Raw genomic sequence first — 14,317 nt, forward strand, 5'->3', positions numbered from 1 at the left:
TTATCCAACTTCTTCTATTTTAACAAGAGGGGATTCATTATGAAAGATGGTATTCATGAATTTTTCCTTACAATTTTATTTCATCACCCTCATGGCATTTAAAACAGCGAGTACGGTCACACCGACATCCGAGAAGACGGCTTCCCACATGGTCGCAATACCAAATGCACCGAGTAATAGGAAAACCCCTTTAACCCCAAGAGCAAATGCAATGTTCTGCCAGACAATCCTTCTTGTTCGTTTAGCGACAGCGATGGCTTCTGCAACTTTTGACGGTTGGTCTGTCATAATGACGATATCAGCCGCTTCTACCGCTGCATCTGAACCAAGTCCGCCCATCGCAATACCTATGTCTGCTCTGGCTAATACCGGTGTATCATTAATGCCATCCCCAACAAATAATAATTTTTCTTGAGGCGCTTTTTTCTGATCAATTTCTTCTAATTTTGTTACTTTATCCTGCGGTAATAATTCTGCATGTACTTCATCTATGCCAATTTGCTGGGCGACCGCTGTTCCGACTTGTTTGGCATCACCAGTCAGCATGACAGTTTGAATGCCAGACGCTTTTAGAGCGGAGACAGCTTCAATTGCATCATCCTTTAATTCATCTGCAATCAAGATCGATCCGGCAAACTCACCGTTAATCGCCATGTACACAACCGTTCCGCTTCGTTTTTCTTTTTCATATGAAATGCCTTCTCGTTCCATCAAGCGATGATTTCCCGCCAAGACTTGTGAACCACTGATGGTCGCTTTAATTCCATGTCCTGCAATATCCTCATATGCTTCGATCTGGCTTTCATCAAGCGGAGAACCATATGCCGCTTTAATTGATTCAGCAATCGGATGTGAAGAATGAGCTTCTGCTAAAGCTGCAAAAGAAAGCAGCTCCTCTTCTGACCACTTTTCGCTAGCTGTCACGATATTGGTCACCGTAAAGTTTCCTTTTGTGAGTGTGCCCGTCTTATCAAATACAGCATAGCTCACAGAGTTCAGTGCTTCTAAATAGTTACTGCCTTTTACAAGGATGCCTCGTTTAGAAGCTGCCCCAATTCCCCCGAAGAATCCTAATGGGATGGACACGACAAGCGCACACGGACATGAAATAACAAGGAAAACGAGTGCCCGGTAAACCCAGTCAGACAATTGTGCTGATGGAATGAGAAGCGGCGGCACAAAGGCAAGCAGTAATGCCAATACAACAACAGCCGGTGTGTAGTATTTTGCAAACTTTGTAATAAAGTTTTCTGTCTGCGCTTTTCGGCTGCTCGCATTCTCAACCAAGTCTAAAATTTTCGTCACTGCCGATTCGCTAAGTCCTTTTTGCACTTCAATTTCAAGAATCCCGTTTTGATTCACAAACCCTGCAAGAACTTCCTTCCCTGCTTCTACATCCCGCGGCACAGACTCCCCTGTTAATGCGGAGGTATCCACGAGTGAAAAGCCTTCAATGACGAGGCCATCAAGTGGAATTTTTTCGCCTGGTTTCACGACGATACGGTCACCGACTTTTACTTCTTCCGGCTTCACTTTTTTCGTTTCATTTCCTACTTTGAGATTCGCATATTCAGGGCGAATATTCATTAATTCACTAATGGATCGTCTTGAACGATTCACTGCTGCCCCTTGGAACAGCTCTCCAATTTGGTAAAACAGCATCACTGCCAGTGCCTCTGGATATTGCTGAATCACAAAAGCGCCAGCTGTTGCAATGGTCATTAAGAAGTTCTCATCAAATACTTGGCCGCGCACGATATTTTTCAGCGCTTTAAAAACAACATCACCGCCGACTAGTAAATAGGCTGCGAAAAACGTGATGAATTTTAGTAAGCCATCTTCTGGTATGAAATAAGCCGCTGTTCCAATGACTGCACCGCCAATTAATTTCAGCACAATCGCTTTTAAATTCTTTGTCCCATGATCATGATCGTGATGATGGCCTTCTTCTTTTGGTGATACACTCACATGAGGTTCGATGGACTGAACCGTTTTTTCAATACGCTTTGACATCGTTTCTTGCTTATCTGCATGTGTGACAGTCAATGTCCCTGTCGCAAAATTAACGGAACAAGCTTCAACGCCATCCATTTTGCTGACACCTGTTTCAATTTTACGTGCACAGTTTCCACAATCAAGACCGTTTAATACGTATTCATCCTTCATTTTTTTCATGTTCTCACCTTTTTTCTATATGATAAGTAACGTTCCCTGGATCGATTAAACCTATTAAAAATCAAAAACTTTATATATGAGCATATATTCATATATTGGATTACCTTTATTATATGAGGAGTTCTTGTCTTCTGTCAATCATTTATGAAGAAATAATTGGTTTTTTTGTGTCCGATTCTGTCATACGGATTTTCAATAAATCAAGCTCATGTCCCCTGCTCCCCGCATAACATAAAAACGATCGTTTTCAGTTTTTCTCTTTACAAAAGAAGGACAGACGCTTAGAATAAAATAAAAGTTTCCCTAAGGAAACAAATTAGCATTAGAGAATCATTTCATCCTTTAGTCAAAATTATTTATTTTATGCATATATCTTTAGGAAGTGCAATCATGATTGAAAGGGGCCGCAAGAGATGTCAAATGCTTTAACAATCGACCGTCTTCATGTCTCATATCACGGACAAGATGCATTAGAGAACGTCTCTCTTTCCATACAGGAAGGGACAATGACAGGAATCATCGGTCCAAATGGTGCTGGTAAATCGACGTTACTCAAGGCATGTTTGGATTTAATTGAAAAAGATCAAGGGGATATTCGTTTTTTTGAACAGCCCTTTAAACAAGTGAGAAAACAGATCGCCTATGTACCGCAGAGAAATGATTTAGATTGGACGTTTCCCATTCATGTACTGGATACCGTACTACTTGGAACATATCCGAAGCTCGGACTAATGAAACGTCCAAAAAAAGAAGACCGGGCATATGCGTATCACTGTTTAGAAAAAGTCGGAATGCAAGACTTTGCCAAAAGACAAATCGGTGAGTTATCCGGCGGGCAGCAGCAGCGTGTCTTCCTTGCAAGGGCTCTTGCTCAAAACGCACAGCTCTTCTGTTTGGATGAACCGTTTGTCGGGATTGATATGGCAAGTGAAGAAACGATGGTGCGCATTTTGAAGGAATTACGAGATGAAGGAAAAACCATTTTGGTTGTCCATCACGATTTGAGTAAGGCAGATGATTATTTCAGCCATCTTGTTCTGTTAAATAAAAAACTCATCAAAGCAGGGTCTGTACACGACATCCTTCGCCCAGAGATCATGCTGGAAGCATATGAAACACAGCTGCCATTCTTAAAATCAGCAGGAGGAGACGTGTAATGGAATTTTTAACCGGACTCTTTGAATATGCTTTTTTACAAAAAGCGCTATTTACATCCGTTATGGTAGGCATCATTTGCGGCGTTATCGGCTGCTTTATCATTTTACGCGGCATGGCCTTGATGGGAGACGCCATTTCACACGCCGTACTGCCAGGTGTCGCCATTTCTTATATGCTTGGAATTAACTTTTTCTTCGGTGCCGTTTTAACTGGCGTGTTAACAGCGATTGGAATCGGTTACGTGAGTCAAAACAGCCGCATAAAAAATGATTCAGCCATCGGCATTGTCTTTACAGCCTTTTTCTCAATCGGGATTATTTTGATCACATTTTTGAAAAGTTCGAGTGATCTATATCATATTCTATTTGGAAACGTACTAGCTGTTCGATCAGCTGATATGTGGATTACACTTGGCATCGGCATTTTTATTTTGCTAGCCGTCATCGTTTTCTACAAGGAACTGCTCATTAGTTCATTTGATCCGGTGATTTCTTCGGTTTACGGTTTGCCGAATCGTATGATTCATTATTTTCTCATGACCTTATTGACCCTTGTAACCGTTGCATCACTGCAAACCGTTGGGATTATTCTTGTCGTTGCCATGCTGATCACGCCGGCAGCCACCGCTTATCTCTTGACAGACCGGCTCTGGATCATGATTTATTTATCTGCTTTTTTCGGTGCTGTATCTGCTGTCGTAGGCCTAGGGCTTAGCTTTACGTATAACTTATCGTCTGGTGCTTCCATCGTGCTGGTCGCCACCATTTTATTCGGCAGTGCCTTTATCTTTTCACCAAAGCAAGGCATTCTATGGAGATCATTAAAATCTAAACGAAAACGAACGCACTTAAAAAAGGAAGCGTCTATGTAAAAGGAGGACATATATGAAGAAGGTATTTGCAATCCGTTTGACCGCAGTATTCATTGCCCTTATGATCATCGCAGGCTGTTCGACCCAGCAAAGTAATTCCGGTAAAGATGACGGCACATTAAAAGTTGTCACGACCTACTCCATTCTTTATGACATTGTGAAGGAAGTAGGCGGGCAGCATGTCTCTATTCACAGCATTGTTCCCATTGGTACAGACCCACACGAATTTGACCCACTGCCAAAGGATGTTCAATATACGACGGATGCAGACCTTGTTCTATATAATGGCTTGAACCTTGAAACAGGAAACGGCTGGTTTCAAAAGCTGCTTGAATCGAGCGGCAAGGACGGGGATGATGCACCTGTAGCCGAGCTGAGTAAAGGCGTCAAAGTGAAGCATTTGTCTTCAAAAGGGCTCGAAAGCCAGCAGGACCCCCACGCATGGCTGAATGTTGAAAATGGGATCCTTTATGCCCAAAATGCCCGAGATGCGCTTATTCAAGCGGACCCTGAGCATAAAGAGGATTACGAAAAAAATGCAGAAGCCTATATCAAAAAGCTTCAAGCGCTTCACGATGAAGCAAAAGACAAGTTTGATCAGCTGCCAAAAGACAAAAAGCTCCTAGTCACAAGTGAAGGAGCATTCAAGTATTTTGCAGAGGCGTATGGACTGAAAGCCGGCTACATTTGGGAGATCAACACAGAAAGTGAAGGAACACCAGGACAAATGAAGCGCATCATTCATTTTGTCAAAGATCATCAAGTTCCTGCTCTCTTTCTTGAAACAAGCGTTGATAAACGAAGCCTTGAAAGCCTCTCTGAGGAAACCGGGGTTCCAATCAAAGGAAAAGTCTTCACTGACTCTATTGGAAAAAAAGGTGAAGATGGAGACAGCTACTATAAGATGATGAAATGGAATATTGACACCATTTACAAAGGGTTGTCATCATAAGGAAAGACAGGTGGAGTGAATCCGCCTGTCTTATTTGTCAGCCTGCTATATTTTCCGGATGTTTTTTCGGCCAAATGACGTAGCTGATGCTAATGACAAAATCAATGGCTAGGATCATTCCCCATGTATTGACAAGCTGCATCAGCGCTTCCGTCCGCTCTGGTGCTTGGATGAGATAGGTCAAACCATATAACAGCCCCGCTCCGATGACATAAGAAATGACATGCCGAGCCCAGCCGACCATTTCATACATAGACCGCTCTTTACCGTACTTTGGTTTTCCCTTTGGCTTAGGGCCACCTGCAAAACGATAAGCAAACTTAGCATCTGCCCATTTCACCATTTGATGTCCAAAGGCCAGACTCACACCAATATAAACAGCCGCAAGCCCGTGGATGACAGTCGCCACAGCCCCCTGTCTTAAATCTATATAAGTAGCCGCAAGAAGGATGAGATCTAAAACCGGCGTACAGACAAGAAAGAAAGCACCCCACTTTTTCTGTTTAAACACATAACGAAGCGTTAAACCCATTAAAATAAACAGCCAAAAACCAATTTCACATGCCACAATCAGTAACCCGACCAATTTCCCCACATCCTTTTTAACACAATTGTATTAAATAAAAAATAACACAGATGTGTTAAAAAAACAACAGCTATGCTAAAATCAATGTATGCCAAAAATCGTTGATCACCATAAACAAAAACAAAAGGTCGCTCAAGCTGCAATGAGAGTGATTAAACAAGAAGGTTTGGAAAGCGCTTCTGTACGAAAAATAGCAGTAGAAGCTGGAATTTCAGCCGGCTCTATGCGTCATTATTTTTCCACACAGCAAGAGTTGTTTCTATTCTCCATGAATTTAATTCAGGAAAGAGTCAAGGAGCGGATTACAGGGCTTCCATTAAACGGTTCAACGGAGGAAAATGTCATCAATTTATTGGAGCAGGTTCTTCCACTTGATGAAGAACGAAAATTTGAAATGGAGGTGTGGCAGGCTTTTTCCGTCAAGGCACTGACTGAACCAGATCTACAGCCGCTCAATGCAAAGATGTATGACGAACTTTTCCAAACCGCCCAATATTGTTTAATGAAATTGAAAGAGGATGGGCTGCTGCTAGATGATATCGATCTTTTATTAGAAACTGAGCGGCTTTATGCGGTCATTAATGGGCTTGCATTGAATGGAATTGTACAGCCTCATCGGTTACCGCCTCAGCTCATACGCTCCGTGCTGCAAATGCACCTGCAATCCATCACAAAAAAAGACATGTCTCCCTAATTGGAGAGCATGTCTTTTTTTAATCTTCCATAAAAATACGTTTTGCTTCGTAGTAAAGCACCTGCACAAATTTCTTCACATTGATACGGGTGTGTTCTTCTCTTCCGCTCATCTCTTTCGTCAATTCACTCATTTTCTTTCGCACGATGGTGAAATCGAAAAATTTTGATGCGTAATTTTCAAATGTTGGATGGGAAAAGTCGGTTAGCCCAAGTGATGCGATATGTTTCAATGATTGGTTGATCGCACGTCTTACCCGCTGCTCGGCTGCCTTTGCTTCTCTTGCGATGTCTGCCGATGTGTAGGGCTCACTTAATTTATCCTCCGTAATCCCAGTGAAAATGATCTTTAAAGAAGGAAAGGAATCATGATGATCAGCATGCAGCGCTAAATACTGGTCTGTAAACAGGATCATATCTAATAAATCTTTAGACCCCTTCTCACCAACAATACCAAGCTCCGCCAGCAAAAACTGCCCTGCCTCTGCAAGACTTTTCCCCCGCTGCTTCGTTTTCGTCTGACCGCGCTGCTGAAATTGCATGACCGATTTAAGTGAGTGCTGAATATTTTCAATTGAATGCTCTAAATGAAGGCGTTCAATCATGAGATGGAGAACGCTTAAGACCTCTACACGATTGATCGGCTTTGTCACATAATACTCAACGCCAAGTGTATACGCCTGTCCGATTAATTCCTTTGTTTCAACCTGTGACAGCATTAAATATTTCCCGTGAAACTCATCCTTGATTGCTCGAATCGTTTCAAGCCCGTCTCTTTCCGGCATCAATAGATCAATACATAAAATATCAATGTGCAAATCATTTAAGTAGCTGGCTGTTAACTCTGCGCCATCCTCTGCTTCTCCGGCCACAATACCAAGCTCTTCATCTTCAATGAGCTGAGCCAGTGAAGAACGAACGGCTTCATCATCATCAACAATAAAAAATCTCATCTCCCAATCCCCTCTTTTCTACTGACTTGATCTACTGGTATCGTTAATGTGAAAATCGTTTGTTTATTTGGGATACTCTTCATCTCAACACTCCCACCAAGCTTCTCCGCTGTATCCTTTACATACGCAAGCCCGATACCGCTCGATGGATTCCCAACCTGGTCGTATTTTAAAGTGAAGCCTGGTTTAAAAATAACATGATGATTTCGTTCTTTAATGCCAGGCCCGTTGTCGCTGATTTGAAAAATCACCTGGTTTTCTTTCTGTGAAATAGAAAGTGACACCTCTCCTTCTACAGGAATGGCTTCAACAGCGTTGGATACGATGTTATTTAACAAAGATAGAATGGTATACACGTGATAGGCGGGGTGCTGCCCATCTTCATCATAATGAAAGACGATGTTTTTTTTAAGAGCTTCAGCATAATTTTCATGAATGCGAATGACAAGCCCAGCGATATGAGAAGGACTCTCATAAGCCTGGAAATTTTCCTCATGAATCAGCTTTGATAAGGCAGAAAAAATCCGCTGGTTATCCTTTTTGATTTCATGCACCTCTCCTGCAATTTGCAAGGCGGTTTTACCGAGCTTTTTCAAATCCAATGATTCCGCGTCCTTTGCATGGTGAAGAGATTGATACAATTGATAGGATGTAGCCGTAATGTGCTCAGCATGTGCGAGTGTTTTATGAAAATATGTAGATTCCGTGTAAAGGTTGGACAGGAGCATCAGCAGATGTTCCTTTTCCTTTTTCATCTGACGCTCTCTCGCCTGCTCTTCATATAAGCGAATCATTGTATAACAAGCTAACACGAAAAAGCTTCTGAAAATCGCCAAAACAAATAATTGAAACAGCGTCCGCCCCGTTAAAATTTCATCCATGGTGCCTCGAAGTGCAATGATCTCAACAACGCTTGCGCACAGCTCCATGATGATGCCTGTTGCTCCAATCAGCCAAGGCCGGTCGCGGAAACGTCTGACCTTCAATAAATAAAAGAGTGTGCCATAGACGACATAATAAAGCAGGGAAGGAAATCTTAATGAAACCGCCTCTTCCAGCGGAAGATGCCCTGTCACGGCTGTATCAAGCAGCACGCGAAACGCAAAAACAGATATCCCAGCGATGATGCCGCTTGCCCATGCAGGAAATCTTTTCATTTGAAGCAGGATAAAGAAAAAGACAACGGTTCCAAAGCTGACCCGAAAGCTGTCCTCAAATGGATAAAATTTAAATTCTCCGCCAATCGGCGTCAGTACAATGAGCAGCACAATTAAATAAGGCTCTGTATTCAGCCATTTTTTCAGTAGATTCAAACGCAGTCACATCCCTAATAATTGACGATAGTATACTATGTGAGCTAAAGAAAAACAAACCTCCATGAAAAAGCGCACACCGGAACTTTGCCGGTGTGCGCTTCTCATGATGCCGCTTAATCTTCTAAACGATCTTTTTCTAAAAGTGATGCGCCAGCAATACCTGGTTTTGTCATTTCAAAAGGATTTAAGATGACATCAAGCTCTTCCTCTGTTAACACATCATTTTGCAGACAAAGCTCACGTACAGATGCGCCTGTAAGGATGGCTTCTCTTGCAATTCGTGCAGCCGCTTCATAACCAATGTGCGGGTTCACCGCCGTCATGACACCGGCACTCTTTTCTACATATTCTTTTAATCTAGATTCATCTGCTTTTAGGTCACGCAAGCAGTTGTCCACGAAGGACTCGAATACATTTTTCATCATGCTGAGAGATTGAAGCAGGTTGAACACCAACACTGGTTCCATCACGTTCAGTTCAAGCTGGCCAGCCTCTGATGCAAGACAGATTGTGTGATCGTTCCCAATGACTTGGAATGCCACTTGGTTCATGACCTCAGGCATAACTGGGTTAACTTTCCCTGGCATGATAGATGAACCTGGCTGTCTCGGCGGCAAGTGAAGCTCACCAAAGCCTGCTCTTGGACCAGAAGCCATCAGACGAATATCGTTCGCCATTTTAGACATGTTCATCATACATACTTTAAGCGCAGCAGATACTTCTGTATAAGCATCTGTATTTTGCGTTGCATCGACTAAATCTTCAGCACCAACTAACGGTAATCCGCTAATGTCAGATAGATAGCCAACCACTTGGCGAATATATTTAGGATCTGCATTCAATCCAGTTCCGACTGCTGTTGCACCCATATTGACTTCATATAAATGCTGTCTAGACTGCTTGATACGTTTAATATCACGAGCAAGAACTTTTGCATACGCACTAAACTCTTGTCCAAGTCTGATTGGAACAGCGTCCTGAAGATGCGTACGTCCCATTTTGATGACATGATCGAATTCCTGCGCTTTTTCAGTCATGACTTGATGCATGTTTTCCATCGTATAAAGTAGTTTTTCAATCATATTCAATGTTGAAATATGAATCGCTGTTGGGAAAACGTCGTTTGTTGACTGCGACATATTCACATGCGTGTTTGGACTTAGCTCAGTATAAGCGCCTTTTTCCTTTCCTAGTAGTTCAAGCGCTCTGTTTGCAATGACTTCATTGGCATTCATATTCATTGAAGTGCCAGCCCCGCCTTGAATTGGATCGACAATAAATTGATTGTTCCATTTTCCTTCGATGACCTCATCTGCCGCTTCAACAATTTTTTCTCCAAGGCCAGAATATAGTCGCTGTGTATCCATATTTGCAAGTGCGGCTGCCTTTTTGACAATCCCTAATGCTTTGATGAGTTCCTCATGAATACGGTAGCCTGTAATTGGAAAGTTCTCCACTGCACGTAATGTTTGAATTCCATAATATGCTTGAGTGTCTACTTCCTTTTCACCTAGAAAGTCTCGTTCGATTCGAACTTGCTTGTCCTGTAGCTTCGTCATTTGAAAAGATCTCCTTTTTTACGCTGCTTTTGTTTGTTGTTTCAATTCCTCAATATACTTCTTCGATTTCTCTTGATCAAATACTTTTTCCCACTTAGACATGACAATGGCTGCAAGTGAGTTACCAAATACGTTCACTGTTGTACGAACCATGTCAAGAAGTCGGTCGATCCCAACGATGAAGGCAAGTCCTTCAAGCGGCAGTCCCATAGCACCAAGAGTTGTGATGACAACAACGATCGATGCACCTGGTACACCAGCCATTCCTTTAGATGTCAGCATTAAAATTAATAGTAACGTAATTTGCTCATAGATGGAAAGCGGCATGCCGTACATTTGTGCAACAAATATCGCAGCAATGGATTGATAGATGGCACTTCCATCTAGGTTAAAGGTATAGCCTGTTGGAATAACGAACGACGTGATCGCTTTCGGGCAGCCGAACTTCTCCATTTTGTCCATTAATCTAGGCAGTACAGCTTCTGAACTTGCTGTTGAGAATGCAAGAATGATTTCTTCTTTTAATACTCTAAATAGTGTAAAGACGCTTGTTCCAGCCATTTTAGCAATAATGCCAAGTACAACAATGACGAAGAATGCCATTGTACCGTAAACGACAAGTACCAGTTTACCTAGCGGGAGAAGCGCTCCGACCCCGAATTTGATCACCGTCACACTGATGAGCGCGAATACACCAAATGGTGCAAACTTCATCACTTTATTGGTCACCCAGAACATGGCTTCGAGTATACCCTCAAAGAATCCTAATACTGGTTTTCCTTTATCTCCTACTGCGGCAATTCCTAATCCGAATAAGACTGTAAAGAAGATGGTTGGTAATAGATCACCTTCTGCAATAGATTGGAAAACGTTTGTTGGTACAAGATGAACCAACGTTTCAGAGAAAGTCGCTTTTTCAGAAGAAGCCTTAGATGTCTCTTCATATTTAGAGATATCGCCTTTCTCCATGTTGCTCATATCAATTCCTGTACCAGGATGGAAGACGTTTGCTGCAAGCAGTCCAACTGCTAATGCAATCGTTGTCACAATCTCGAAGTAAAGAATTGTTTTTCCGCCGAGTCTTCCGATCGTTTTCATATCGCCTACACCTGCAACTGCTACAATCAATGCAGCAATAACAATTGGAAGAACGATCATTTTAATTAAATGGATGAATATATCGCCAATCGGCGTTAACACATTAATAACGGTTTCATTTTGATAAAACAGCGCTCCCACGACAACACCCAGAACAAGTGCAATGAGTATTTGAGAAGCTAACCCTAACTTTTTCATACGTGAACCCCCTTTTTTTGATAACGCTTTCTTTGTTGCTTAATCGCATCTTAACGACGAACCTACAAAAAACGACAAAAAGGAACAAAAAGAAGTGAATTTTTTATGAAAAATCTTTAAAAAGGTGGGTTTTTCCACAATATTGTTAAAAAAAGACTTCGCTTTTGGCGAAGTCTTAATGATTTTGCATTTGTTCACTTGGTGTATCTTGTTGTGTAGAAAATCTATCGTACATCGCATATCCAATGAGGACAAGAACAACGTAGAACAATGCACTAATCGTCCAAACCCATTTGACATTCATCTTCATTCTGCCACTCCTTCTCTGACTGGCTTCAATCGCTGCAATCTGAGCGCATTCAGCACAACGGACACGGAGCTAAAAGCCATTGCCGCTCCTGCAAGCCATGGCGCAAGGAAACCAAATGCAGCGATCGGTATCCCAATACAGTTATAGGCAAGCGCCCAAAATAAATTTTGCTTAATGTTTCTCATTGTTTTTTGACTAAATTCCAGCGCATCTGCAATCGCATGGAGATCTCCTGTCATGAGCGTAATATCTGCTGCTTCCATGGCAACGTCTGTCCCTGTTCCCACAGCCATCCCAATATTCGCTGTTGCAAGAGCTGGGGCATCATTGATACCGTCTCCGACCATGGCGACTTTTTTTCCTTGTTTCTGAAGCGCTGCAATATGAGCCGCTTTTTCTTCAGGCAGCACTTCAGCAATGACATGATCAATGCCTGCCTGTTTCGCAATCGCCTCTGCTGTTAGTTTATTATCACCTGTCATCATCACAACGTGAATCCCCTGCTCTTTCAGACGAGCGATGGCTTGATGAGAGGATGATTTGATCGTATCTGCGACCGCGACAATGCCAGCGACTTCGCCGTCAATCGCGACAAGCATAGCCGTTTTTCCTTGCTCCTCCAGCGTTGTGACGGATGATTCGACTTGATCATATGGGATATGATGTTTCTGTAATAGCTTACGCGTTCCAATTAAAAGCTTGTGTCCTGCGGCATTTGCTTCAATTCCATGACCTGGATCTGCTTGGAAGGCTTCAACTCCGACTGCTTCAAGACCTTGTTCCTTCATTCCATCTGTGATCGCTCGGGCAAGCGGGTGTTCCGACTGCTGTTCTGCCGATCCTGCTAGTTGCAGCACCGCATCTTCTGTCCAATTCGCGTATGCCAACACATCTGTCAGACTCGGCTCCCCTTTTGTCACAGTTCCTGTTTTATCTAACACCACCGTGTCGAGTGATTGAGTCACTTCTAAATGCTCTCCGCCTTTAAACAGAATGCCTGATTCAGCCGCACGGCCGCTGCCAGCCATAATAGAGGTAGGTGTAGCAAGTCCGAGCGCACATGGACATGCGATAACAATGACGGCTATAAAGGTTTCAAGTGCTGACGTCACATTCCCAGGGTCGACAAAGAAAAACCATATGAGGAATGTGAGCACAGCAATTCCTACAACGATGGGCACAAATATCCCTGATATTTGATCTGCCATTCTTTGAATCGGTGCTTTTGAGCCCTGCGCTTGTTCTACGACTCGGATAATCTGGGAAAGCGCCGTCTCTTTTCCGACTTTTGTCGCTTTTATTTTGATGAATCCATTTTTATTGATCGTTGCTCCGATGACCATATCTCCTGCTGTTTTATCAACAGGCAGGCTTTCTCCTGTAATCATGGACTCATCTATTGCGGTTGTCCCCTCTATGATCTCTCCATCTACCGGCACTTTTTCACCCGGTTTGACAAACACAAGATCATTCACTTTCACGTCAGAAATAGGCACAGTCATCTGTTTGCCATCTCGTTCGATAACCGCTTCTTTCGCTTGTAAGCCCATCAGCTTTTGAATCGCTTCTGATGATCTTCCTTTTGCTCTTGCTTCCATTAATTTTCCGAGCACGATCAATGTAATGAGGACAGCACTTGTTTCATAATAGAGGGCTGCCTCATGTGTGCCTCGAATCGCTGACTCGATGCTTTCATATAAACTATAGAAAAACGCGGCAGATGTCCCAAGTGCGACAAGAACATCCATATTGGCGCTTTTATTTCTTAAAGCCTTATACGCGCCTACATAAAATGGCCAGCCGACAATAAACTGCACAGGCGCTGCTAACGCCAGCTGAACCCATGGATTCATGAACGCTTCAGGCAGCCATATAAAGGATGTGAAAGAAAAATGGCTGACCATTGCCCAAAGAAGCGGCAGTGACAAAATCATTGAGAATAAAAAGCGTGCCGTCTGCTTCTCTATTGCTGCTTGGCGGTGATCTTTTTTTCCTCCCTCTGCTTGATCTACGTCTGGTTCAATTAAAGAATACCCTATAGACTGCACTGCATCTTTTATATCATTTGTAGACGTTTGGCCCGGATGATATGTGACCTGAAGTGTCTCTAGCGCAAAGTTTACAGACCCGTGATCGACACCGTCCATTCGGTTAATTTTTTTCTCGATTCGGTTTGCACAAGCCGCACAAGTCATTCCCTCTATATCAAATTCTGCTTTCTCTATCACCACATCGTAACCAAGAGATTGGACTTTTCGCTTCAAATCATCTGGTGTTAACTGCTCTGATTCGTAGATGATATGGGAAGTTTCAAGCGCCAAATTCACACTGGCATCCTCCACACCTTCCAGCCTGTTCAATCCCTTTTCGATGCGGCCTGCACAGGCAGCACAGGTCATCCCCGTAATTTGAAAGTCAATTTCCTTTTTCATTGATCTCACCTCTCCA

Annotated in this window: 12 protein-coding genes; 4 read left to right on the forward strand and 8 right to left on the reverse strand. The window is 42.8% G+C overall.

Going from position 1 to position 14,317, the window contains the following annotated elements; genetic code table 11:
- Window positions 1–75: 75 nt before the first annotated feature.
- Entirely contained in the window at window positions 76–2,175 is a 2,100-nt protein-coding gene (locus ACN6NB_RS15445; RefSeq protein WP_058838165.1) for a heavy metal translocating P-type ATPase, read from the reverse strand.
- A 413-nt stretch (window positions 2,176–2,588) separates the two neighbouring features.
- Between ACN6NB_RS15445 and ACN6NB_RS15450 the strand changes: the two genes are divergently transcribed.
- From ACN6NB_RS15450 to ACN6NB_RS15460, 3 genes are read left to right on the forward strand one after another with little or no spacing between them, the layout of a single operon-like run.
- Window positions 2,589–3,332, forward strand: a complete 744-nt coding sequence (locus tag ACN6NB_RS15450) for a metal ABC transporter ATP-binding protein (protein WP_058838166.1) — start codon at window positions 2,589–2,591, stop codon at window positions 3,330–3,332.
- Window positions 3,332–4,204, forward strand: coding sequence for a metal ABC transporter permease (locus ACN6NB_RS15455; RefSeq protein WP_058838167.1), 873 nt, complete (start codon window positions 3,332–3,334; stop codon window positions 4,202–4,204). The genes ACN6NB_RS15450 and ACN6NB_RS15455 overlap by 1 nt, the downstream gene beginning before the upstream one ends.
- 13 nt (window positions 4,205–4,217) lie before the next feature.
- Window positions 4,218–5,156, forward strand: a complete 939-nt coding sequence (locus ACN6NB_RS15460; protein WP_039181414.1) for a metal ABC transporter substrate-binding protein — start codon at window positions 4,218–4,220, stop codon at window positions 5,154–5,156.
- A 37-nt stretch (window positions 5,157–5,193) separates the two neighbouring features.
- Here ACN6NB_RS15460 and ACN6NB_RS15465 read toward each other — a convergent pair whose 3' ends face one another.
- A complete protein-coding gene (locus ACN6NB_RS15465; RefSeq protein WP_039181417.1) occupies window positions 5,194–5,742 on the reverse strand; it encodes a hypothetical protein in 549 nt (182 codons plus the stop codon).
- An 88-nt stretch (window positions 5,743–5,830) separates the two neighbouring features.
- On the opposite strand from ACN6NB_RS15465, the gene ACN6NB_RS15470 reads away from it, so the two are divergent.
- The gene (locus ACN6NB_RS15470; RefSeq protein ID WP_058838168.1) at window positions 5,831–6,436 is read left to right on the forward strand and encodes a TetR/AcrR family transcriptional regulator; all 606 of its coding nucleotides are present in this window, start codon (window positions 5,831–5,833) and stop codon (window positions 6,434–6,436) included.
- A gap of 19 nt (window positions 6,437–6,455) precedes the next feature.
- On the opposite strand, the gene ACN6NB_RS15475 is transcribed toward ACN6NB_RS15470, so the two are convergent.
- The 6 genes from ACN6NB_RS15475 to ACN6NB_RS15500 form a co-directional block, all read right to left on the reverse strand.
- Window positions 6,456–7,388 (reverse strand): response regulator, encoded by a 933-nt coding sequence (locus ACN6NB_RS15475; protein ID WP_034280916.1) that lies wholly within the window; start codon window positions 7,386–7,388, stop codon window positions 6,456–6,458.
- The gene (locus ACN6NB_RS15480) at window positions 7,385–8,701 is read right to left on the reverse strand and encodes a sensor histidine kinase (RefSeq protein ID WP_144490081.1); all 1,317 of its coding nucleotides are present in this window, start codon (window positions 8,699–8,701) and stop codon (window positions 7,385–7,387) included. Before ACN6NB_RS15480 ends, ACN6NB_RS15475 begins: the two co-directional genes overlap by 4 nt.
- A gap of 116 nt (window positions 8,702–8,817) precedes the next feature.
- Window positions 8,818–10,263, reverse strand: coding sequence for an aspartate ammonia-lyase (gene aspA / locus ACN6NB_RS15485; RefSeq protein WP_039181426.1), 1,446 nt, complete (start codon window positions 10,261–10,263; stop codon window positions 8,818–8,820).
- 18 nt (window positions 10,264–10,281) lie between these two features.
- On the reverse strand, window positions 10,282–11,559 hold the full coding sequence (locus tag ACN6NB_RS15490) for a cation:dicarboxylate symporter family transporter (protein WP_039181428.1): 1,278 nt from the start codon (window positions 11,557–11,559) through the stop codon (window positions 10,282–10,284).
- Window positions 11,560–11,734: 175 nt separating this feature from the next.
- Window positions 11,735–11,869, reverse strand: a complete 135-nt coding sequence (locus tag ACN6NB_RS15495) for a hypothetical protein (protein ID WP_257218418.1) — start codon at window positions 11,867–11,869, stop codon at window positions 11,735–11,737.
- The gene (locus tag ACN6NB_RS15500; protein ID WP_059377605.1) at window positions 11,866–14,301 is read right to left on the reverse strand and encodes a heavy metal translocating P-type ATPase; all 2,436 of its coding nucleotides are present in this window, start codon (window positions 14,299–14,301) and stop codon (window positions 11,866–11,868) included. The genes ACN6NB_RS15495 and ACN6NB_RS15500 overlap by 4 nt, the downstream gene beginning before the upstream one ends.
- Between the last annotated feature and the right edge of the window lie 16 nt (window positions 14,302–14,317).

It is taken from the genome of Bacillus sp. 11B20 (assembly GCF_056098985.1).